The sequence below is a fragment of the Collinsella sp. OM06-18AC genome (assembly GCF_003438785.1).
GTDB lineage: Bacteria > Actinomycetota > Coriobacteriia > Coriobacteriales > Coriobacteriaceae > Collinsella.
In genome coordinates this window covers 22,319-42,132 of sequence record NZ_QSTX01000004.1, presented here as the reverse complement: position 1 = coordinate 42,132, position 19,814 = coordinate 22,319, and the positions used below count along the sequence as shown (strand labels likewise).

The 19,814-nt window shown below is 60.5% G+C and carries 15 protein-coding genes; 8 read left to right on the top strand and 7 right to left on the bottom strand.

Translation table 11 applies throughout. From position 1 onward, the window contains the following. Positions 1-544 precede the first annotated feature (544 nt). The 7 genes from DXB86_RS03565 to DXB86_RS03535 all read left to right on the top strand — a co-directional run bounded on the left by DXB86_RS03565 (position 545) and on the right by DXB86_RS03535 (position 8,936). On the top strand, positions 545-1,423 hold the full coding sequence (locus tag DXB86_RS03565) for a patatin family protein (protein WP_117635897.1): 879 nt from the start codon (positions 545-547) through the stop codon (positions 1,421-1,423). 192 nt (positions 1,424-1,615) lie between these two features. Further along, complete coding sequence (gene rplM, locus DXB86_RS03560; protein WP_022094635.1) at positions 1,616-2,059, top strand: 50S ribosomal protein L13; 444 nt, start codon at positions 1,616-1,618, stop codon at positions 2,057-2,059. Positions 2,060-2,061: 2 nt separating this feature from the next. Beyond that, positions 2,062-2,457, top strand: a complete 396-nt coding sequence (gene rpsI, locus DXB86_RS03555) for a 30S ribosomal protein S9 (protein ID WP_022094634.1) — start codon at positions 2,062-2,064, stop codon at positions 2,455-2,457. Between the two features lie 123 nt (positions 2,458-2,580). Beyond that, complete coding sequence (glmM, locus tag DXB86_RS03550; protein WP_117736166.1) at positions 2,581-3,918, top strand: phosphoglucosamine mutase; 1,338 nt, start codon at positions 2,581-2,583, stop codon at positions 3,916-3,918. A 71-nt stretch (positions 3,919-3,989) separates the two neighbouring features. Continuing rightward, the gene (locus DXB86_RS03545) at positions 3,990-4,487 is read left to right on the top strand and encodes a PTS glucose transporter subunit IIA (RefSeq protein ID WP_117736165.1); all 498 of its coding nucleotides are present in this window, start codon (positions 3,990-3,992) and stop codon (positions 4,485-4,487) included. Between the two features lie 272 nt (positions 4,488-4,759). Continuing rightward, positions 4,760-5,488, top strand: coding sequence for a glucosamine-6-phosphate deaminase (gene nagB / locus DXB86_RS03540; RefSeq protein WP_055251013.1), 729 nt, complete (start codon positions 4,760-4,762; stop codon positions 5,486-5,488). Between the two features lie 448 nt (positions 5,489-5,936). Next, the gene (locus DXB86_RS03535; RefSeq protein WP_117736164.1) at positions 5,937-8,936 is read left to right on the top strand and encodes a BTAD domain-containing putative transcriptional regulator; all 3,000 of its coding nucleotides are present in this window, start codon (positions 5,937-5,939) and stop codon (positions 8,934-8,936) included. 69 nt (positions 8,937-9,005) lie between these two features. Here DXB86_RS03535 and DXB86_RS03530 read toward each other — a convergent pair whose 3' ends face one another. The 6 genes from DXB86_RS03530 to DXB86_RS03505 form a co-directional block, all read right to left on the bottom strand. Then, positions 9,006-9,305, bottom strand: a complete 300-nt coding sequence (locus tag DXB86_RS03530; RefSeq protein ID WP_117563618.1) for a YhbY family RNA-binding protein — start codon at positions 9,303-9,305, stop codon at positions 9,006-9,008. Between the two features lie 158 nt (positions 9,306-9,463). Next, positions 9,464-10,351: a methyltransferase domain-containing protein gene (locus tag DXB86_RS03525; RefSeq protein ID WP_233504132.1), complete on the bottom strand. Its 888-nt coding sequence runs from the start codon at positions 10,349-10,351 to the stop codon at positions 9,464-9,466. Positions 10,352-10,669: 318 nt separating this feature from the next. Next, the gene (locus DXB86_RS03520; RefSeq protein WP_117736163.1) at positions 10,670-12,034 is read right to left on the bottom strand and encodes a PFL family protein; all 1,365 of its coding nucleotides are present in this window, start codon (positions 12,032-12,034) and stop codon (positions 10,670-10,672) included. A gap of 108 nt (positions 12,035-12,142) precedes the next feature. Next, the gene (locus DXB86_RS03515) at positions 12,143-14,701 is read right to left on the bottom strand and encodes a homocysteine S-methyltransferase family protein (RefSeq protein ID WP_199410978.1); all 2,559 of its coding nucleotides are present in this window, start codon (positions 14,699-14,701) and stop codon (positions 12,143-12,145) included. A 10-nt stretch (positions 14,702-14,711) separates the two neighbouring features. Then, entirely contained in the window at positions 14,712-15,500 is a 789-nt protein-coding gene (locus DXB86_RS03510) for a hypothetical protein (protein ID WP_117736162.1), read from the bottom strand. Further along, the gene (locus tag DXB86_RS03505) at positions 15,500-16,372 is read right to left on the bottom strand and encodes a methylenetetrahydrofolate reductase (RefSeq protein WP_117736161.1); all 873 of its coding nucleotides are present in this window, start codon (positions 16,370-16,372) and stop codon (positions 15,500-15,502) included. The genes DXB86_RS03510 and DXB86_RS03505 overlap by 1 nt, the downstream gene beginning before the upstream one ends. 428 nt (positions 16,373-16,800) lie before the next feature. Between DXB86_RS03505 and DXB86_RS03500 the strand changes: the two genes are divergently transcribed. Beyond that, positions 16,801-18,888, top strand: coding sequence for a glutamine synthetase III (locus tag DXB86_RS03500; RefSeq protein WP_117736160.1), 2,088 nt, complete (start codon positions 16,801-16,803; stop codon positions 18,886-18,888). 107 nt (positions 18,889-18,995) lie between these two features. On the opposite strand, the gene DXB86_RS03495 is transcribed toward DXB86_RS03500, so the two are convergent. Continuing rightward, on the bottom strand, positions 18,996-19,736 hold the full coding sequence (locus DXB86_RS03495) for a GntR family transcriptional regulator (protein WP_117736159.1): 741 nt from the start codon (positions 19,734-19,736) through the stop codon (positions 18,996-18,998). Positions 19,737-19,814: the final 78 nt, after the last annotated feature.

Here is a 19,814-nt window from a genome sequence, read left to right as displayed (position 1 = left end):
AATCGAACTCTGTGCAGGGCGCGGGCGTTAAGCAAACGCGAAGCGTTTGTAGCCCGCGGGCGAGGGCGGCGGCAGCCGGCCGAAGCCGGTGCAGCAAATACGCGGATTCTTCGCGCAAAGCTTCAGCCCAATATAGATGCGATGTTTATCGAATTTCAGCTGGCCTCGCCCAGCATCAACGGATCCCCCGTACCGCGGAGAATCGAACTCTATGCAGGGCGCGGGCGTAAAGAAAACGCCTCAGTGACGCAGAGTGGGACGCGTTTTCCCAATGACTGCCCAGGCGGAAACCGCATCCCGGAATCTAAGCTCGGAATGGGATACATTTTCCGGATGACGCCTCAAGTGGAAGCTGCGACCCGGAATCGAGCCGTAGAGTGGGACATGCTTTCCCCATGGCAACCCAGGTGGAAAGCGCATCCCGGAATCGCCCCTCAGAACGGGACGCGCTTTCCGCCAGCCGCCCCCTCAACTCCAAAACCCATGCGCCCTCCATCCCAAAACTGGGTAGAAGAAAGTCAAAACGCAATCGCAGGAGGTCAATATGACTGCAGAAGATAAGGCAAAGAACGCCGGCAAGGTCGCGCTCGTCTTGGAGGGCGGCAGTTTTCGTGGGCAGTTTACCGCCGGCGTGCTCGACGTTCTCATGGAGGCCGGTGTCGAAATTCCGGCGGTGTACGGCGTCTCGGCCGGTGCGCTCAACGGCGTGAACTACAAGTCGCACCAGATCGGCCGTGCCAACCGCATCAACCTGGCTTTCTGCAACGACAACCGCTTCATGGGCGCCGCATCGTTTGCGTCCACGGGCTCCATCGTGGGTTACGACTTTATCTTCAACGATGTCCAGGACCGCCTGGACCCCTTTGACAACGAGACGTTCGACGCGAGCCCCATCGAGATGTACGCCGTCGCGACGGACATGCTCTTTGGAACCGCCGCGTACCTCCCGGTCAAAAGCGCCGTACTTGACCTCGACGCCGTGCGCGCCTCGACCTCGTTGCCGCTGGTGACGCCGCCGGTCGAGATCGATGGGCACAAATACGTCGACGGCGGCGTAGCCGATTCGGTCCCCGTCGAGCACGTGCTGGAGGAGGCGGGCTTCGATCGCGCGGTTGTCATTGTCACGCAGGACCGCTCGTACGAGAAAAAGCCCTACGAGTTTATGCCCGCCGCACGCGCTCGCTATGCCGACTACCCCTACCTGCTCGAGGCTATCGAGACGCGCCACGACCGCTATAACATCCAGCGCATGCATCTATGGAAGTATGAGCGTGAGGGCCGCGCGCTGGTCGTTGCTCCGCAAAAGCCGGTCGAGGTCGGCCATGTCGAGCACGATCCGGCAAAGCTTTTGGACCTGTATATCCAGGGCCGTCAGGAGGCAAAGCGCCTGCTCGCGGAAATCCAAGAGTTCGTTGAACGCTAGCGACGGCAAACCCTCAAAAATGACAACAGCTAAAGAGCTGGAAAATCACGGCTCGTGGATGACATGTGCAGAAACTCTGGTCGGAGCCAAAATACCTGTTGACTCGTACGGCGAGCGGGGTAATATGGACGGGTTACTTGCAGAGCCCCGTGAATCTCTGTAACAACACGTACTGTACATGGAGGAGTCTAAGTGATTTCGAAATCGACTCACTACGCCAAGCAGGGCGAGGTCCAGCGCAACTGGGTTCTCGTCGACGCCGATGGTGCTGTCCTGGGCCGTCTTGCCACCCAGATCGCAATGATCCTGCGCGGTAAGAACAAGCCCCAGTTCACGCCCAACAGCGACTGCGGCGACTTCGTCGTCGTCATCAACGCCGATAAGGTCCAGCTTACCGGTAACAAGGCCGACACGAAGACCTATTATCGCCACAGCGGCTACAACGGCGGCCTCAAGGCTGAGAGCTTCCGCCAGGCTATGGAGAAGCACCCGGAGAAGGTCATCGAGCGCGCCGTTCGCGGTATGCTGCCCAAGACCACCCTCGGCCGTGCCCAGATGACCAAGCTTAAGGTCTACGCTGGTGCCGAGCATCCGCATGCTGCCCAGAACCCCACGAAGATTGAGCTGGAGGCTTAAAGATGGCTGAGAACACCGTTGTCTACCAGGGTACCGGCCGTCGTAAGAACGCCGTCGCCCGCGTCCGTCTCGTCCCCGGCACCGGCAAGGTGACCATCAACAAGCGTGACGCCGAGCAGTATTTCGGCCGTCATCAGCTCGTTGAGAACGCCCTTGCTCCCTTCAAGGTGACCGACACCGCCGGTCAGTTCGACGTTATCGCTCTGTGCGATGGCGGCGGCATCTCCGGTCAGTCCGGCGCTCTGCGTCTGGGCATCGCTCGCGCTCTTCTGAACGCTGGCGACTACCGTGCTGACCTCAAGAAGGCCGGTTTCCTTACGCGCGATGCTCGCGTGGTCGAGCGCAAGAAGTACGGCCTCAAGAAGGCCCGCCGCGCTCCCCAGTTCTCCAAGCGCTAAGGTTTTATCTCCTTTCGAGATACAATGTACAAGCGGGGCCTGCCGATTCCTCGGCGGGTCCCGCTTTTCTTTTTCGACTAGGGCGGGCGGTTGTATATCGCCTGCTAGGGAAGGAGCGATCCTATGCCCCAGAACATCTTCGGTACCGACGGCGTCCGTGGCGTCGCCAATGCCGACCTCTCGTGCGACCTCGCGTTTCGCCTGGGCCGCGCGGCGACCAAGTTCCTTGGTCCGGATATCTGCGTCGGCCGCGACACGCGTCTTTCGGGCACCATGCTCGAGAGCGCTCTGACCGCCGGCATTATGGCCGAGGGCGGCCGTCCGCACTGCTGCGGCGTTATCCCTACGCCGGCCGTGGCACTGCTCACCGTTCAAAATGAGCTCGACGGCGGCATCGTCATCTCCGCTTCGCATAATCCGCCGGAGTTCAACGGCATCAAGTTCTTTAGCCGCAAGGGCATGAAGCTTCCCGATGCTGTCGAGGAAGAGATCAGCGCCTGGGTCATGTCCGAGGAGGCCATGGCTGCCGACACGCTGCCGACCGGCGCCGGTGTGGGTCACATCATCAAGATGAAAGATGCCCGCAAGGCCTATGTCGATCATGCCATCAGCACGCTCGACGGCCTTAAGCTCGATGGCCTGGTTGTTGCCGTCGACTGCGGCCACGGTGCTTCCTGCCAGACCACGCCCGCCGCGCTGCAGCGCCTAGGTGCCACGGTTCATGCCATCAACACCGATTACTGCGGCACAGACATTAACGTTGAGTGCGGCTCTACGCACCTTGAGCCCCTGCGCGAGCTCGTGCTGCGCACCCACGCCGACATCGGCCTGGCCCACGACGGCGACGCCGATCGCGTGCTGTTCGTGGACAGCGAGGGCAACGAGATCGATGGCGACTACATTCTTGCCATCTGCGGCTCCGATCTGGCCGCTCGCGGCAAGCTCGCCAATTCCGAGATCGTATCGACCGTTATGTGCAACCTGGGCTTCTCCATCGCAATGAAGGAGCAGGGCTTCGAGATGGTCCAGACCGCCGTGGGCGACCGCTATGTTCTTGAGCGCATGCTCGTGGATGGCGCCGTCATCGGTGGCGAGCAATCCGGCCATATCATCTTCCTGGAGCACAACACCACCGGTGACGGTCTGGTGACGGCTCTGCAGCTGCTGGCCGTGCTCAAGCGCACCGGTCGTACCCTCACCGATCTTGCCGGCATCATGAAGAAGTACCCGCAGGTACTCGTCAACGTGCATTCCGACAACAAGGCTGGTCTGGACGATTGCCAGCCCATCTGGGATGCCGTCGCTGCTGCCGAGAAGGAGCTTGACGGCCGCGGCCGCATTCTGGTGCGTCCGAGCGGTACCGAGCCGCTGGTCCGCGTTATGGCCGAGGCCGAGACGCACGAGCTGACCCAGCGCGTTGTCGACGACATCGTCGAGGTTGTCAAGCGCGAACTTCCCTAATGGTCAAAAACGAGTGCCAAGTGGTAAACTGTTAAGGCTATTTTGGTCGATTGGTATGTCCGAGGGGGAGCATGTTCACTAAAGTCCTAAGGTCTTTTGGTATGCGTGGTCGAGTCCTTACGCTGGATGCTCCCATCTCGGGCGACGTCATTCCGCTTTCCGAGGTCAATGACCAGACATTTGCCACCGGGCTTTTGGGCCAGGGGGTGGCGATTCAGCCTACCGGCACGCGTGTGATTGCACCGGCTGATGCCAAGGTCGAGGCCATTTTTCCCACGGGACACGCTGTTGCGCTTAACACGGTCGATGGCTTGGACGTGCTCATCCATGTTGGTTTGGACACTGTTCAGCTTGAGGGCAAGCACTTTACCGTACATGCGCAAGTGGGCGACATCGTCCATAAGGGCGATGTGCTCATCGAGTTCGATCGCGAGGCAATTGCTGCCGAGGGCTACGATGTGACGGTTCCCATCTTGGTGTGCAACTCTGTTGAGTTCTCGTGCATCAAGGGCTCCGTTGGCGTGCATGTCGAAGAGATGGACCAGCTCATCGTTGCTCGCGAGCGCTAGCAAGTGCACGTGGCCATTAGCCTACAATTCAAACACGTTTACGGAGGGCGCCCTTGAAAGAGGACGCCCTCCGTGGCAAGATGGGATTTGTCCGAAGCTAAAAGGCTTCGGGTCACCGTGGACGGGCAGGGGCCTCGACGCGGCTAGACACGAGACACATACATTACGCGACCTCGCCCTGGTGGCCGCACACGTTGGTTGCGGCCGACGCGGGCCGCGGGCAAGTGCTTGTAAGGGGAGCCTTGCCTCTCTTGTACGAGAAAGGACGCGTAATGAAGATCATTAAAGCTAAAGACTACGAGGATATGAGCCGCAAGGCCGCCAATATCATCTCGGCGCAGGTTATCCTCAAGCCCGACTGTGTGCTGGGCCTTGCCACCGGCTCCACCCCGATCGGTGCCTACAAGCAGCTCGCTGCTTGGTACGAGAAGGGCGACGTCGACTTTGCCGAGGTCAGCACCTACAACCTGGACGAGTATCGCGGCCTTTCGCACGACGATCCCCAGAGCTATCACTACTTCATGCGTGAGAACTTCTTCGATCACATCAACATCGACCTGAACAACACGCATGTGCCCGACGGTTCCAACCCCGACGCCGCCGCTGCCTGCTCTGAGTACGACAAGATCGTCGCCGCCGCCGGTTACCCGGATCTGCAGTTGCTCGGCATTGGCAACAACGGCCACATCGGTTTCAACGAGCCCGATGACCACTTCTCCAAGGGCACGCACTGCGTCGACCTCACCGAGAGCACCATTCAGGCCAACAGCCGCCTGTTCGACAGCATCGACGATGTCCCTCGTCAGGCCTACACCATGGGTACCCAGACCATCATGTATGCCCGCATGATCCTGGTCGTCGCCAACGGCGAGGCTAAGGCTCAGGCCGTGCATGACATGTGCTACGGTCCGGTTACGCCCGCGTGCCCGGCTTCGATCCTGCAGCTGCACACCAACTGCGTTGTCGTTGCCGACGAGGCCGCCCTTTCGCTCTGCGAGTAGCGCGAATCCTGCATCTCGACATAGCCTTGCCTAAGGCCTCCGCTTTGCGGGGGCCTTTTTGCTATCCCTTTCTGTCCACTTGACCAAAATCTTGTCGCAAGCTTGACGAATGCCGGATGCCCAACAGCTTGATTCATTCCATACCAGATTCTATGCAAAAATGCCACTAAAAGGTCGTAGACGGTAGCGGGTGCTAGGCGAGTTGAATGACATAGCTGAACCTTGTTCATCTGCGTTACACTGCCGCTTAGATGGGACAAGCTGACAAGCTCATTTACCTGCTTAAAGACCGATTAGTCGGGGGATTAATAACAATCGGCCCTCGCTGTACAAAAACTTGCCGCTTGCGTACCAAAAGACAACCTAAAACACAAGGTCGCTCTATACATAGCGCGGCTTGTATGGTCTTGCGGTTACAGTGTCCATACGGTCGAGTTGAGGAGCGGGCATGGTAAACGATTTGAGCAGTATAGACGACCTCGAGCTGATGCCGCTGGGCGGAGGCTATATGGTGCGACGCGAACGCTTGATGAATGAGCTTCTCGCCAAGGGCCGAAAGGCCGGCATCGTGGTTCTTTATGCGCCCGACGGGTTTGGGAAGACCTCGGTGCTGCTGCAGTACACCCATGAGGTTAAATGCGACCCGACGCGAGGTCCCGTGCGGATTATCGAGGCCGATCGCGCCACTGGGCGCGAGGTGTTTATGCAGCTCGAGGTGGTTACCGAAGAACTCAAAGACAAACCGCACTCCCTTATCGCGATTGATAATGTGCCAAACCTCGATCAGCACGATACCGAAGACCTCATCGACAGGATTCGCGGCCTGCGCGCCATGGGGGTAGGGGTCTTTATCTCCTGCCGTCCTTCAAATCGTCAGCTGATTCATGGGCTGGGCGATTCGGTTAAGATCAATGCGCAGATGCTCAAGGTGCATGCCTATGAGTATTCGGCGTGGGCATCGGCGTTTTCGATCAGCACATCGCTCGACTTTTATCAGCTCACGCAGGGCGTGCCCGAGCTCGTTTCGGCATTGCAGACGGGTCTGTATGGCCAAGGCGACGTAGCCGGTCTGCTCGAAAACGAGATTGTCAACGTATATGGCGCGGCACTTGTCGATCTGGCTTCGCTCGACAATAATGCACTGTTTTGCGTGGCATGTCTCATGATTTTGATGGGCGAGGGCAATATCGCAGAACTCGAGGCTTGCGGGGTGAGGCTATCGATGGTCGACCAGTCCTACTTTGTACGCGACTACCCGATCTTTGGCTTGGATCCCGCCGAGCGGAGTTTTACGTGTCTGGGCACGGAGGATAACGGACGCTTGCGCTTGCGCAAGTTGGTGGCCGAGGTTCGCCCCGAACTTGTTCCGAGGGCGGCCCGGATTTTGCTTAAGGCGGGTAGATGCGATGCGGCGATGGGCCTGGCGGACGCCTTTTTGGACCGTGATGCGGTCCTTGAACTTGCTGGGCAGTATGGGGTCGATCTGGCTCTGACGGGGCACGGGGCCGATATCTGCCGAGCAGCGCTGGGCACGATCGATGCCGAGGATCCGGCTCCAGAGCCAACGCCTGCCGAGGCGCTTGGCGTATATCTGGCAGCGGTCAGCGTGTCCAATACAAAGCTCGCTCGCTATATGGCATCGGTCATCGAGCGCGGGGGCGAACGGGCGGCCTGCGAAATAGACCCTGTTTCATGGAGGGTGGCCCAGACACTGACGGCTGTTTGCTATGGGGACAACGGGCTTGGGCTTCCTACGAACCTGGCCGTGCCAGAAATCGAGACATCCCATACCGCGCTCGATATGTTGTCTGCGCATATCGAGGTCAAGCGCTGCCTGACCGAGCGGGGAGATGACGGCGGCGTTCTACAGCAGCTCAAAACGAGCAAGGCCTACGACTGCGAGCTCGACATCGCGGGGATTGTTATACGGGCCGACAGCATGCTGGTGGAGCTTTTTGACGGGTCGTTTGCGGGAACCGACGAGCGCGACGACGAGATGACGGTGGTGCGGGAGGCGCTCGACGTACGTGGGCTCAAGGCGATGGCTATCTGGGTGCGCATGGTGTTGGCGGCACGGCGGCTCCTTTCCGGCTTGCCGGTAACCGACGACGCGGCGTTCAACGAGCTCGATCGTTTTGCCGTGCGCATGCGCGACAACCAGATTCAGCTGTTTGGCCTGTTGCTAGAAGGCTGGCAGTCGCTGGCAGAGGGACGGCCGGTTAATGCAAAGTTCCGTGCGGTCCAAGTGCTCAAACTTGCCGAGGAGTCGATTGCGTACATGCGCGATAACGCATTGCTGTTGGAGCGCGCGGCGTATCTGCGTAACACCTCGATGGTTTCGGTGCGCGAGGAAGCGGAGCTACTCGATATAAGCCAGACGCAGGTTGGTGGAGCGGAGGCCTGGATGGTGGCGCTGCATTTGGCCTGTGCGGGCCGAGACAGCGATCTTGCGGCCTGGATGTCCATGAATCGTGCGGGGATTCTGGAGCCATCGTATCGGCTCTTTGCGCGCCTTGCCATGCATTGTCTGGGCGAGCCGGCGACCAGGATTCGCAAGAAGCTCCCCGTGCGCGAGCTGTCGCGGTACTCGCTGCGCGATGATCTGGAAGGGGAGGGCGAGCGCTTATTTCAGGCCGGCGAGGTTGAAGCCGTTGATACCATCGACCATATCGAGATTCGCATGTTTGGTGCGTTTCGCGCCGAGCGCGACGGGTTTCCCATTACGGACAAAATGTGGCGCCGCAAGAAGGCGGCGACGCTTGCCGAGCGGCTTGCACTGGGCATGGATGCGCTCGTCGACCGCGAGACGCTGGCAATGGAGCTGTGGCCCCATGCCGAGTTTAATAGCGCCCGCAACAACCTGTACTCGACGATATCGCGCTTACGGTCGGCTTTGGGCCCGACGCCGGATGGCAAGTCGTGTGTGCTCATCCAAAATGAATGCATCGGACTCAACGGCGACTACGTCAAGACCGATGTACGGCTGTTTGACCAGATAAGCCGCGAGGTTTTGGGAAATCGCACGGGTGCGCGCGGGCCCCATTTAGTTGAGCTGTGCCTTAAGATTGAGCAGCTTTATGCCGGGCCGCTGTATGTTCCCAATGGCTGTAACCCCACCTACTTTTTGCGTATGCGACGCATTATGCAGTCAAAGTACATCGATTGCATGATTAAGGGAGCAAATGCCGCTCTAGAAGAAAACGATCTGCAGTCGGCGATTTGGCTGGCGGAGTCGGGGCTTCGGCAGGAAACGGCGCGCGAGGATATGGTGCGCTGTGCCATGCGCGTCTACAGTGCGGCGGGGCGGCGGCGCGATATCGTCGAGCTGTATAGCGGGCATATGCACCATCTGAGGGAACAGGTCAATGGCGTACCCGAGCCCGAGACGCGGCGTCTATACGAGCGCTTGGTGGAGGGGCGGCTCAATCGCGTGCTGGTCGAGCGATAAAAAACGGGCGCCCGAAGTACTTGGGCACCCGTAAGCTTGCTATGTGTTGGCTCGCCGGATCATTGGCTCTTAGACGAGCTTGATCTTCTCGATGTCCTTGCGCGAGGACTCGCGATACAGCGAGAACTTGCGGCCGATGACCTGGACGACCTCGGCGTGGCAACGCTCGGAGAGCTCTTCGGCGGCCTCGCGGGCGGAAAGACTGGAGCCATCGAGCACGGAGCACTTAACGAGTTCGTGCTTCTCCAGGTAGGCGACCGTCTGCTCGACGGTGCCCTCGTTGACATCGGACTTACCGATGATGATGGCGGGGTTGAGGTGATGGGCCATGCTGCGAAGCTGCTTGACCTGGGCTCCTGTCAGTGCCATGGGTTCTCGCTTTCTATGTATGGGGCGCCCCGCGACGGGGCCTTAATCTACGTGAGCTGTCCCACGATAGCGCAGGAACGGCGCGGTGTGGGGCGCGTTTGCCCAGTTCGCAAAGAATGCGGATGCCGAGGTGATGGGCAGCTCGGGCTGTGAACGGGCTACGAGCGGGATTCAGAGACCGGTTCCCATGCAATAAACGCCCAGCGAACCTTACGGATATGGTCGAGCATATAGCACCCCTGCGGCACGCCCTTGGAGCCCGGCTCACCGGCATGGGGATTCTCGATCATGTGTTGGGCGATGTAGTCGCGCAGACGGTCGACCTTATCCTCGTTGCCATGCTCAAGCATGCGGGAAAAGTCCGCCACGCCTGCCTCAAGGCTATCGAAGGTATCGCGACGAGGCGATTCAAAGTACGTGACCTGCGGCAGGGCACCCATCTGAATGAGAATGTTAAAGGCGTACACAAAGCCATTGCTGCAGGTAACCGAGGCGCCGATGGCGTTCATCAAGTGCAGATCATAGCGCGGGCTGGAGTTGGCGACCATCGTGACAGCACAACGCCGACGAGCCGTTCGATTAAGCTTGGCAAGCGCATCTTTTAGATTGGTCGTCGTAACCGACCGACTGGCAAAGGCAACATCCACCGCTTTCGCGACCGGTCCAACCAAATCCCAATCATCATCCCAAGCAAGCTCAAGCGGCGTTATGCGCCCCTCGAGCCCGTAATACTCAATGCCGGCATCAAGGGTGCCCAACATAGCGGGGGAGAAGTCGGCTGCAATCACAGGATGCCCAGCCTGAGCAAGCGGAATAGCAATCGACCCAGCCCCACACCCCATATCCAGCACCGATTCACCAGGCTTTAACGCCAACAGCTTCATAAAGTCCCGGGCATACGGGGCAGTCTCCAACGGCCGAAAATGCCGAGCCCGCTTATCCCATTCAAAAGAATCATCAGCCCGCCGCCGATCAGCTTGCAGACGCATCCATTCGCCATTCCAATCCGCAGAAAGCAGCTCAGATTGAATTACACCATCAGCCACGGGCCATCCCCCTCACAACAAAAAAGCGGCTCCTCCCAAAAGAAGAGCCGCAACAAGCATATATCAGAAAAAGAACTGTTCCAACGCCAAACCGCCGCACCAGCCAAGTGGTGCAGGAGCGAAGCAACTGCAACCGGGATAGAACCCAACTGAGGTCCCGTTGTGCGGGAGCCCCGGGGAGGGCAAATATATAAGGTCGATCGCGAGTTCCGCACGAGCCGGAGAGCACTTAATGTGCTCTCCGTGCGAGCCGGGACTGTCCGAGCAGGCGACCTTATATATTTGCCCTCCCCGGGGCTCCTCGCCAGTCCCCCTCAGCTAGTTCTTCAGCGAGTTCAGCGGCGCCGGGAAGCGTCCACCGCGATGGGCAAGCACGGTGCCGGCGTTGGGGTTCACCGGCATGATGGGCGCACGGCCGAACAGGCCGCCGTACTCGACGCAGTCACCCACGCCCTTGCCGATGGCAGGAATCACGCGGACGGCCGTGGTCTTGTTGTTGATGACGCCGATGGCCATCTCGTCGGCGATGATGCCGGCGATGGTCTCGACCGGGGTGTCGCCGGGGATGGCGATCATGTCCAGGCCAACGGAGCACACGCAGGTCATGGCCTCGAGCTTCTCGAGCGAAAGCGCACCGGCCTCGACGGCGGCGATCATGCCGGCGTCCTCGGACACGGGGATAAAGGCGCCGGAAAGACCGCCCACGCTGGAGCTGGCCATGACGCCGCCCTTCTTGACGGCATCGTTGAGCATGGCGAGCGCGCAAGTCGTGCCCGGGCCACCGCAGGTGCCCACGCCGATGATCTCGAGGATGCGCGCGACGGAGTCGCCGATGGCAGGCGTGGGAGCCAGCGACAGGTCGACAATGCCCTTCTCGACACCCAGACGATGGGCGGCCTCGCGGCTCATGAGCTCGCCGGCACGGGTGATCTTAAAGGCGGTCTGCTTAATCTTTTCGGCGACTTCCATCATCGAGGCGGAATCGGACAGCGTCTCCAGGGCTGCGGCCATAACGCCGGGGCCCGAGACGCCTACGTTGATGACGGCGTCGGCCTCGCCACCGCCGTGGACGGCGCCCGCCATAAACGGGGAGTCCTCGACCATGTTAGCAAAGCAGACAAACTTGGAAGCGCCGACGGAATCCTGGTCGGCCGTGAGTTTAGCGGCATCGATGATGGTCTGGGCGGCCATAAGCACGGCGTCCATGTTGATGCCGGCGCGCAGGCTGGCGACGTTGACGCTGGAGCAGACGCGGCTCGTGGTGGCGAGCGCCTGGGGGATGGACTGGATGACGCGGCGGTCGGCGTCGCCGATGCCCTTCTGGACGAGTGCGGAGAAGCCGCCCAGGTAATCGATGCCGAGCGTCTCGGCCGCGCGGTCGAGGGCATGCGCGATGGGGGTGAGGTCCTCATCCTTGCAGCACGCGGCGATCTGCGCCACCGGGGTGACGGAAACGCGCTTGTTGACGATGGGGATACCGTACTCGCGCTCGAGGTTCTCGGCGGTCTCGACCAGATGCTCAGCCGTGTGCGTCACGTGGTCGTAGATCTTCGTGCACATGCGGTCGAGGTTCTCGTCACCGCAACCCATGAGCGAAACACCCATGGTGATGGTCCTGATGTCGAGGTTCTGCTCCTCAACCATGCCGCGGGTTTCCGCGATTTCTGCGGGCGTGATCGCCATCCTTGCGCTCCTATCTGCCAAAACGAGCATAGTCTTTTCTATTCTAACGTGCCGCACGTGCCAAGTGGCGCATGCGGCACGTTTTGGTGCTCGGTTGTTTCCGTTGTGTTACTGCCCAAAGACCTCTTCGGCGATACGAGCGCTTTCGGCGGCGTCCTTGGCGTAGTAGTCCGCGCCAATCTGCTTGGCGTATTCGGGGGTGAGTACGGCGCCGCCTACGATGATCTTGACGCCTGGAACCTCGGCATGGAGCAACTTGATGGTCTCTTCCATGGCGACGACCGTGGTAGTCATAAGCGCCGAGAGACCGACGAGCTTAATATCGCGCTCCTTGACGGTCTTGAGCACCTCTTGCGGGTCGACGTCGCGGCCCAGGTCAAAGACGGTATAGCCGTAGTTGTCGAGCAGCATCTTGACGATGTTCTTGCCGATATCGTGGATGTCGCCCTTGACGGTGGCCACGCAGATCTTGCCCTTATCGGCAATCTCGCCGGCGGGCATCAGGCGCTTGATGGTGTCAAAACCCATGCGTGCCGCCTCTGCCGATGCCATAAGCTGCGGCAAGAAGAACTTTCCCTGGTCAAAGAGGACGCCGACCTCGTCGAGGGCGGGGATAAAGTGGTTATTGATGAGGTCCATGGCGTCGTGGTCTGCCAGCAGACGCTCGGTCTCGGCAGCGATCTCGCCTTTGCGGCCCGAGACGACCATGCGACGAATCGGGTCGTCGTTGCCGTCGGTGCCGGCGGTGCCGGCAGCGGGCACGGTGTCGGTCGATGCGGCCTGAGCTGCTGCCGGGTTGGCGGCGATCTTATACGGATCGGTCCAGCCGGCATAGCGCTCGATGTATCCGGTCGAGCCCTCGTCCTCAACGCTCAGGACGCGATAGCTGTAGACGGTGTCCATAAAGCGCTTGGAGCCCGGGTTCATGATGGGGGCATCGAGGCCCGCGCCAAAGGCGGCGGCCAAAAAGACCGAACCCAGCAGCGGGCGAGCGGGCAGGCCAAAGCTGATGTTCGACACGCCGAGCGCGCATTTGACGCCCAGGCGCTCCTTGCACAGGGACATGGCGCGCAGGATCTGCTCGGCCTGGCGTTGATTGGTCGAGGCGGTCATGACCAGGCAGTCGATGAGGATACGGTCCGGGCCGATGCCGTAGCGGGCGGCCTCGGCCACGATGCGCTCGGCGATGGCAAAGCGGGCCTCGGCGGTATCGGGGATGCCGCCTTCGTCGAGCGTAAGGCCGACAACGTTGGTGCCGTAGTGGGCGACCAGCGGGAAGATCTCGTCCATGATCTGCTGCTTGCCGTTGACCGAGTTGATGATGGGCTTGCCGGCGTAGCGACGTACGGCGGCCTCGACGGCGGCGGGGTCGGTGGAGTCGATCTGCAACGGCAGCAGCGTGGAACCCTGGAGCTGCTCGGTGGCCTGTTGGATAATCTTGACCTCGTCGATCTCGGGCAGGCCCACGTTGACGTCCAGGATGTCGGCGCCCTGCTCCTGCTGGCTGATGCCCTGGCTCACCACGTAGTCCAGATCGCCGTCGCGCAGGGCCTGCTGCAGGCGCTTTTTGCCGGTGGGGTTGATGCGCTCGCCGATGACGGCGATCTTGTGGCCGTCGCAGGGGAGGTCCACCACGGTCTGGGCGCTTGTGACCGACATGCTGGGCTTGCGGTGGCGCGGACTGGGCGCGTGGTTATCGATAAGCGTGCGCAGCGCTGCCATGTGCGCCGGCGTGGTGCCGCAGCAGCCGCCCACGACGCTTACGCCGTCCTCAATCATACCGGCGACGGCCACGGCGTACTCGGGCGCCTGGATATCAAAGACGGTGTTGCCGTCGTCGTCCACGTGGGGCAGTCCTGCGTTGGCCTGCACCATAACGGGCTTGTCCGTAACGGTGAGCATGCGAGCGGCGAGTCCTCGGAGCTCGGCCGGTCCCTGGCTGCAGTTGATGCCCAAAACGTCGGCGCCGATGGCATCGAGCGTGATGGCGGCAACCTCGGGACTCGTGCCCAGGAAGGTGCGACCGTCTTCCTCAAAGGTCATGGTGGCAAAGACGGGCAGGTCGGAGTTCTCGCAGCAGGCGAGGACGGCCGCCTTGATCTCGGCAAGGTCGGTCATGGTCTCGATAATAAAGAGGTCCACGCCCGCATCGACGCCGGCGCGCACTTCCTCGGCAAAGAGGTCGTAGGCCTCGTCGAAGCTGAGGGTGCCCAGGGGGCGAAGCAGCGCACCGATGGGGCCGATGTCGCCGGCGACGTAATGGGCACCGGCCGCGCGGGCGCAGGCGACAGCGGCGGCAAAGACATCTGCCACGGTGGCGGCGCCATCGAGCTTGTGCGCGTTGGCGCCAAAGGTGTTGGCGGTGATCACGTCACAGCCTGCCTCGACATATTGACGTTGGATATCGGTGATAACCTGGGGCTCCTCAAAGTTGAGCAGCTCGGGCAGGGCGCCCGCCTTCATGCCAGCGGCCTGCAGCATGGTGCCCATGCCGCCGTCGAACAGCAGGTGTCCCGTGCCCTCGATGGCGGCGCGCAGACGATCGTCCTTAATGCGAAGGCCGTCGATTGTGCGCGTCTTGTATGCAGCGCCGCTGCGGCGGGCAGCATCAACGGGCGCCGCCAGCGCGGCACCGTCCAGATCATGAGTGATAAGCGGAGTAAACATCAATGAGCTCCTAATGGCTGGAATAGCAGGTGGTGTGGGCGGCGCGGAAGCGACAGTGCTCGCGCATGCGACAGATATTGCAGGTGGGGCGGCTCTGGGCGTCGTGGACCTCGCCGTCAAACAGACCGATCACCGCGGTCACGCTCTTGGTGGGCATGAGCAGGCTGGTGGGCGTGACGGTAAGCCCGATGAGCCGCGTGGCGTTGAGCGCGTCCACGATTGAGCGCTGTGCCGTAAGCGGGCAGTCGCCGTAGCCGGGACTGAAGCGCCAGTTACCGGCGAGTCCGTGTGCGGCGGCCGCAGCCTTAACCTGCTGGTCCATCTGCTCGACGGCGGCTTCTACATAGGCAGAGCATGCGGCGTCGAGCACAGCTCCCTCCAGGGGCTGCTGGGCTCCCGTGGTACGCAGGCGACGCTCGGCGTCCATGCCGAGGGTGCATGCCATGAGCGCGGCAAAGCGGGCGTCTTTGAGATGTCGATAGATGTCGCGACCGCGCAGCTCAACGTTGGTGCCGACCAAGCGAATGCAAGGCTCTCCCTGCTCGTCCACGCCCGTGGCATCGACGGTAAACACGCGCCGCACGCCGCGGGGCTCAATGTCCAGCTCAAGGCGCTCGACCACAAGCTCAATACGTCGTGACAGCTCGGGCTCAATCTGCTGGCCGCCGTAACCCAGATACCGCAGCATCTCGGCACGGTCGACACGGGGATGGTGCGCAGCATCGACACGGTAAAGCGCCGGCGACGCAAGGTCGGCCGGCACTTCGACAGCGGTTGTATCGATGTGCGGTTTTTCCATTACCCCAGGCGCTCCATAATGGTCGCGGCGATCGCAGGACGATTCATAGTGTACAGGTGCAGACCGGCGGCACCGTGCTCCTTAAGGTCGCAAAGCTGACGGGCGGCATAATCTACACCGGCTGCCTGCAGGCTCTCGGGGTCGTTCTCGTACTTGGCGAGAATCTTGATGACGGGGGAGGGCAGCGACGCGCCGCACATAAAGACCATGCGGCTGATCTGGGACTTGCCCATAAACGGCATGATGCCCGCGGTGATGGGCACCGTGATGCCTGCCTTGTCGGCAAGCTCGCGGAAGCGGTAAAAGCACTCGTTGTCAAAGAAGAGCTGCGTCACAAAGAAGCTCGCGCCGGCGTCCTGTTTTTGCTTGAGGTATTCGACCGAAGCGTTGAGGTCCTCACAGGCAATGTGGCCCTCGGGGTAGGCCGCGGCGCCCACACAAAAGCCGGCGTCGACAAGCTCGGGGATGAGCTCGCGGGCGTAGGCGTAGTCCGAGGCGGGCTTGTCATCCTCGGTCGCGCCAGCGGGCAGATCACCGCGCAGGGCCAGGATGTTTTCTACGCCGGCGGAGCGGTATTCGTCGATCTTGGCGGCGATGTCGGCATGCGTGCGGCCCACGCAGGTAAGGTGCGCCACCGAGGGCGTGTCGAATTCGCTCGAAATCATATGCGCGATGGGGGCGGTGGTGGCGCCGTTGCCAGAGCCGCCGGCCGAGCAGGTGACCGAGACAAAGCTCGGCGAAAGCTTGCACAGGTTGCCTGCCACCTCGCGAGCCGTATCGAGGGTAAGCTCACCCTTGGGCGGGAACATCTCAAACGAAATGGGCGTGGTGCCTTGGGATGCTGCCTGCTTAAAAACCTCGTCGACGCGCATATCGTGCTCCTTTAGATGCCTGGGTGCGATGTTTTTGTAGCAAGGATTCTACAGCACCACTGCGCTAAGGTGGAGTTTTTCTTGCTATTTGGGGATACCAATCGAAAATGCTTCGCTATCGGCATTTCCTATAACAGGGTAGTCAATCTAAGATGGGACTATATTGAATGGTATCTGATGCGAAATACCAGTTAAGAAAGCCCTGTCTCAAATTGGCTGCCCTTAAATCATGGGGAGAGGTCTGCAATTTATACAGTTGATTGGCCATTAAGGGCGGCAGCGCCGCTGTGATGCGGTAACCTCATTGATTGGTTTCGCGACAGCAACACAACGGTAATGTCGCGGAAACACGGCGAGCCTAATCTATGACTCGTTCGTTAGTAATCAACACCGCTTCTCACGCGGTGCCGATACGAAGGGAGTTCCGTATGGCCGAACTTACTGACCGCTTCGGGACCATGGTGTTCTCTGAGGAAGTCATGAAGGACTACCTCCCCAAGGACATTTGGAAGCGCCTTGCTGCAACCCTCGAGGGCGGTGAGCCGCTCGACCTGGATGTGGCCAACGCCGTTGCCCATGCCATGAAGGTCTGGGCCATCTCCAAGGGCGCGACGCACTACGCGCACTGGTTCCAGCCGCTTTCGGGCATTACTTCCGAGAAGCACGACAGCTTCCTGGAGCCCAACCACGACGGCACCGCCATTACCAAGTTTACGGGCAAGAACCTCATCCAGGGCGAGCCGGACGCCTCCAGCTTCCCCAACGGCGGCCTGCGCGCCACCTTCGAGGCCCGTGGCTACACCGCTTGGGATCCCACTAGCCCCGCCTTTATCAAGGACGATGTCCTGTGCATTCCCACGGCTTTCTGCTCCTACACGGGCGAGGCCCTGGACAAGAAGACCCCGCTGCTGCGCTCCATGACCGCGCTCTCGCGTGAGTCCAAGCGCGTTTTGGCGCTGTTTGGCAAGACCCCCAAGAAGGTCGTTCCTTCCGTGGGCGATGAGCAGGAGTACTTCCTGATCAAGAAGGACGCCTACCGCAAGCGCAAGGACCTGGTCATCACCGGCCGCACCCTCTTTGGCGCCGCTCCCTGCAAGGGCCAGGAGCTCGAGGAGCACTACTTTGGCGCTATCCGCCCCACCGTCTCGGCCTATATGAAGGACCTGGACGATGAACTGTGGGCGCTTGGCATTCCTGCCAAGACCAAGCACAACGAGGTCGCTCCCTGCCAGCATGAGCTCGCCCCTGTCTACGGCGAGGTCAACGAGGCCATCGACCAGAATCTGGTCATGATGGAGAAGATGAAGCTCATCGCCTCCCGCCACGACTTGGTCTGCCTGCTGCACGAGAAGCCCTTCGAGGGCATCAACGGTTCGGGCAAGCACAACAACTGGTCGCTTGGCACCGAGTCCGAGAACCTGCTCGATCCGGGCGACACCCCGCTCGACAACCTGCAGTTCATCGTCTTCCTCACCGCGGTGATCGAGGCCGTCGATAACTATCAGGAGCTCCTGCGCGCCTCCGTCGCCTCGGCCGGCAACGACCATCGTCTGGGCGCCAACGAGGCTCCTCCGGCGATTATGTCCATCTTCCTGGGCGACCAGCTTACCGAGGTCGTCGAGAAGATCATCGATGGCAAAGCTTCCGTCCATGCCACGCGCGGCGTGCTCGACCTGGGCGCCGATACCCTGCCCAAGCTGATGCAGGACAACACCGACCGCAACCGCACCTCCCCGTTCGCCTTCACCGGCAACAAGTTCGAGTTCCGTGCCTGCGGCTCCGAGCAGAACGTCTCCGACTCCAACCTGGTGCTCGATGCCGCCGTTGCCAAGTCGCTCAAGTCCTTCGCCGATGAGCTCGAGGGTACGCCCGAGGATAAGTTCCAGGACGCCGCGCTCGAGTACTGCAAGAAGGTGCTGACCGATCATCAGCGCATCCTGTTCTCCGGCGACGGTTACTCCGACGAGTGGCCCATCGAGGCCGAGAAGCGCGGCCTTGCCAACAACAAGACCACGGCCGACGCTCTTCCCGCCTTTGTTTCCGATAAGGCTATCGCGCTCTTTGAGGAGACGGGCGTCCTGACCAAGGCCGAGGCCCAGTGCCGCTACGACTGCAAGCTCGAGAAGTACAACAAGCTCATGAACATCGAGGCCACCACGATGGTTCGCGAGGCGCGTCGTACCTATCGCCCGGTCATTACCGCCTATGCCACCAAGGTCGCTAAGGGCCTTGAGACTATTCGTGCCGCCGGTGCGGAGGCCGCCATGCAGTGCGAGCAGAACACGCTCAACAAGCTCTGCAACGGTATCACCACCATCAACGACTCCATCAAGGCGCTCGACGCCGTGCATCAGAAGGCCGAGGCTCTCGATGGCCAGGAGCAGGCCAACGTATACGCGCACGAGGTCGTTCCCGCTATGGATACGCTGCGTGCCGCCGTGGACGCAATGGAGGAGATCGTGGCCGCCGACTACTGGCCGGTTCCGACCTACGACGACATTCTGTTCTACGTGTAGGACTGGGACAGCATACCGTCACGGTTGAAAGCCGGGGTCCGCATTACGCGGGCCCCGGCTTTTTTGTTGAACAAATTCACTAGGGCGGCGTCCGTTCGTGTCGTTTATTAGGGTAGGGGTGTGCGCGTTGCCGTGTCGTGAAAATGGAAGATGCTCGGAATATAACGCGCCTCGATGTACTCAAATTGAGTTCCGGTTGAGTCGAATGTCTGGCTGGTTATGGCTGCCAGATACGAAGAAGAATCGACGCCAAGCAACCGGCAGTCCTCAGCGTCGGGCTGGACGAGTGTTATCGTTCGTTTGCTCACGGCAATGGTGAGCCCTAGCTCATCCTCGATGTAATGGAAGAGCGACAGGGTGGCATTCTGCTCGTTTAAGCCGGGGACGGAGGAAGTTAGGAAGTAGTGGCGGTCGACAACGACCGGTTTATCGTCGAGCATGCGGACGAGCTTCAAATGCGTAAGGTCTTCTCCTTCGGGAAATCCCGTCAATTGAGCTAGACACTTATCGGTGCTTACGTGCTCGAAATAGACGATTTTTGACGTTGGAATTGCTCCGATCGCGTGTGCCGATTCGCTGAACGAAGAAAGGCCACTTACGGTGAATGCGCCCTCTTTGCTGGTGCCTGCAAGTGACGTTTCGATTACGAGGACTCCCTTGCCTTTAATGGACTGAACTAGACCTTCATTTGCGAGAAGTGAGATGGCCTTGCGCACCGTCATTCGAGAGCAGGAGAACTCTTTGGAAAGATTTTGTTCGGAAGGAAGGAGCGATCCTACGGGATGTTTGCCTTCGACAATCCGCTCTCGTAGGCTTCGGTAAATTTCACTGTACAGGATTCTTGCCAAAATGTTCTCCTTATTGAGGTTGTACAGAATGCGTCGAATCGGCGCGATTATCCGCTTCTACCAATTATAGGAAGTGGA

What these genes read in the sequence shown, in the direction of transcription:
- DXB86_RS03530 (WP_117563618.1), bottom strand. Translation starts at nt 9,305, where the DNA reads ATGGCACTGACAGGAGCCCAGGTCAAGCAGCTTCGCAGCATGGCCCAT.
- DXB86_RS03535 (WP_117736164.1), top strand. Translation starts at nt 5,937, where the DNA reads ATGGTAAACGATTTGAGCAGTATAGACGACCTCGAGCTGATGCCGCTG.
- DXB86_RS03520 (WP_117736163.1), bottom strand. Translation starts at nt 12,034, where the DNA reads ATGGCGATCACGCCCGCAGAAATCGCGGAAACCCGCGGCATGGTTGAG.
- DXB86_RS03515 (WP_199410978.1), bottom strand. Translation starts at nt 14,701, where the DNA reads ATGTTTACTCCGCTTATCACTCATGATCTGGACGGTGCCGCGCTGGCG.
- DXB86_RS03505 (WP_117736161.1), bottom strand. Translation starts at nt 16,372, where the DNA reads ATGCGCGTCGACGAGGTTTTTAAGCAGGCAGCATCCCAAGGCACCACG.
- glmM (WP_117736166.1), top strand. Translation starts at nt 2,581, where the DNA reads ATGCCCCAGAACATCTTCGGTACCGACGGCGTCCGTGGCGTCGCCAAT.
- DXB86_RS03565 (WP_117635897.1), top strand. Translation starts at nt 545, where the DNA reads ATGACTGCAGAAGATAAGGCAAAGAACGCCGGCAAGGTCGCGCTCGTC.
- rpsI (WP_022094634.1), top strand. Translation starts at nt 2,062, where the DNA reads ATGGCTGAGAACACCGTTGTCTACCAGGGTACCGGCCGTCGTAAGAAC.
- DXB86_RS03500 (WP_117736160.1), top strand. Translation starts at nt 16,801, where the DNA reads ATGGCCGAACTTACTGACCGCTTCGGGACCATGGTGTTCTCTGAGGAA.
- nagB (WP_055251013.1), top strand. Translation starts at nt 4,760, where the DNA reads ATGAAGATCATTAAAGCTAAAGACTACGAGGATATGAGCCGCAAGGCC.
- DXB86_RS03545 (WP_117736165.1), top strand. Translation starts at nt 3,990, where the DNA reads ATGTTCACTAAAGTCCTAAGGTCTTTTGGTATGCGTGGTCGAGTCCTT.
- DXB86_RS03510 (WP_117736162.1), bottom strand. Translation starts at nt 15,500, where the DNA reads ATGGAAAAACCGCACATCGATACAACCGCTGTCGAAGTGCCGGCCGAC.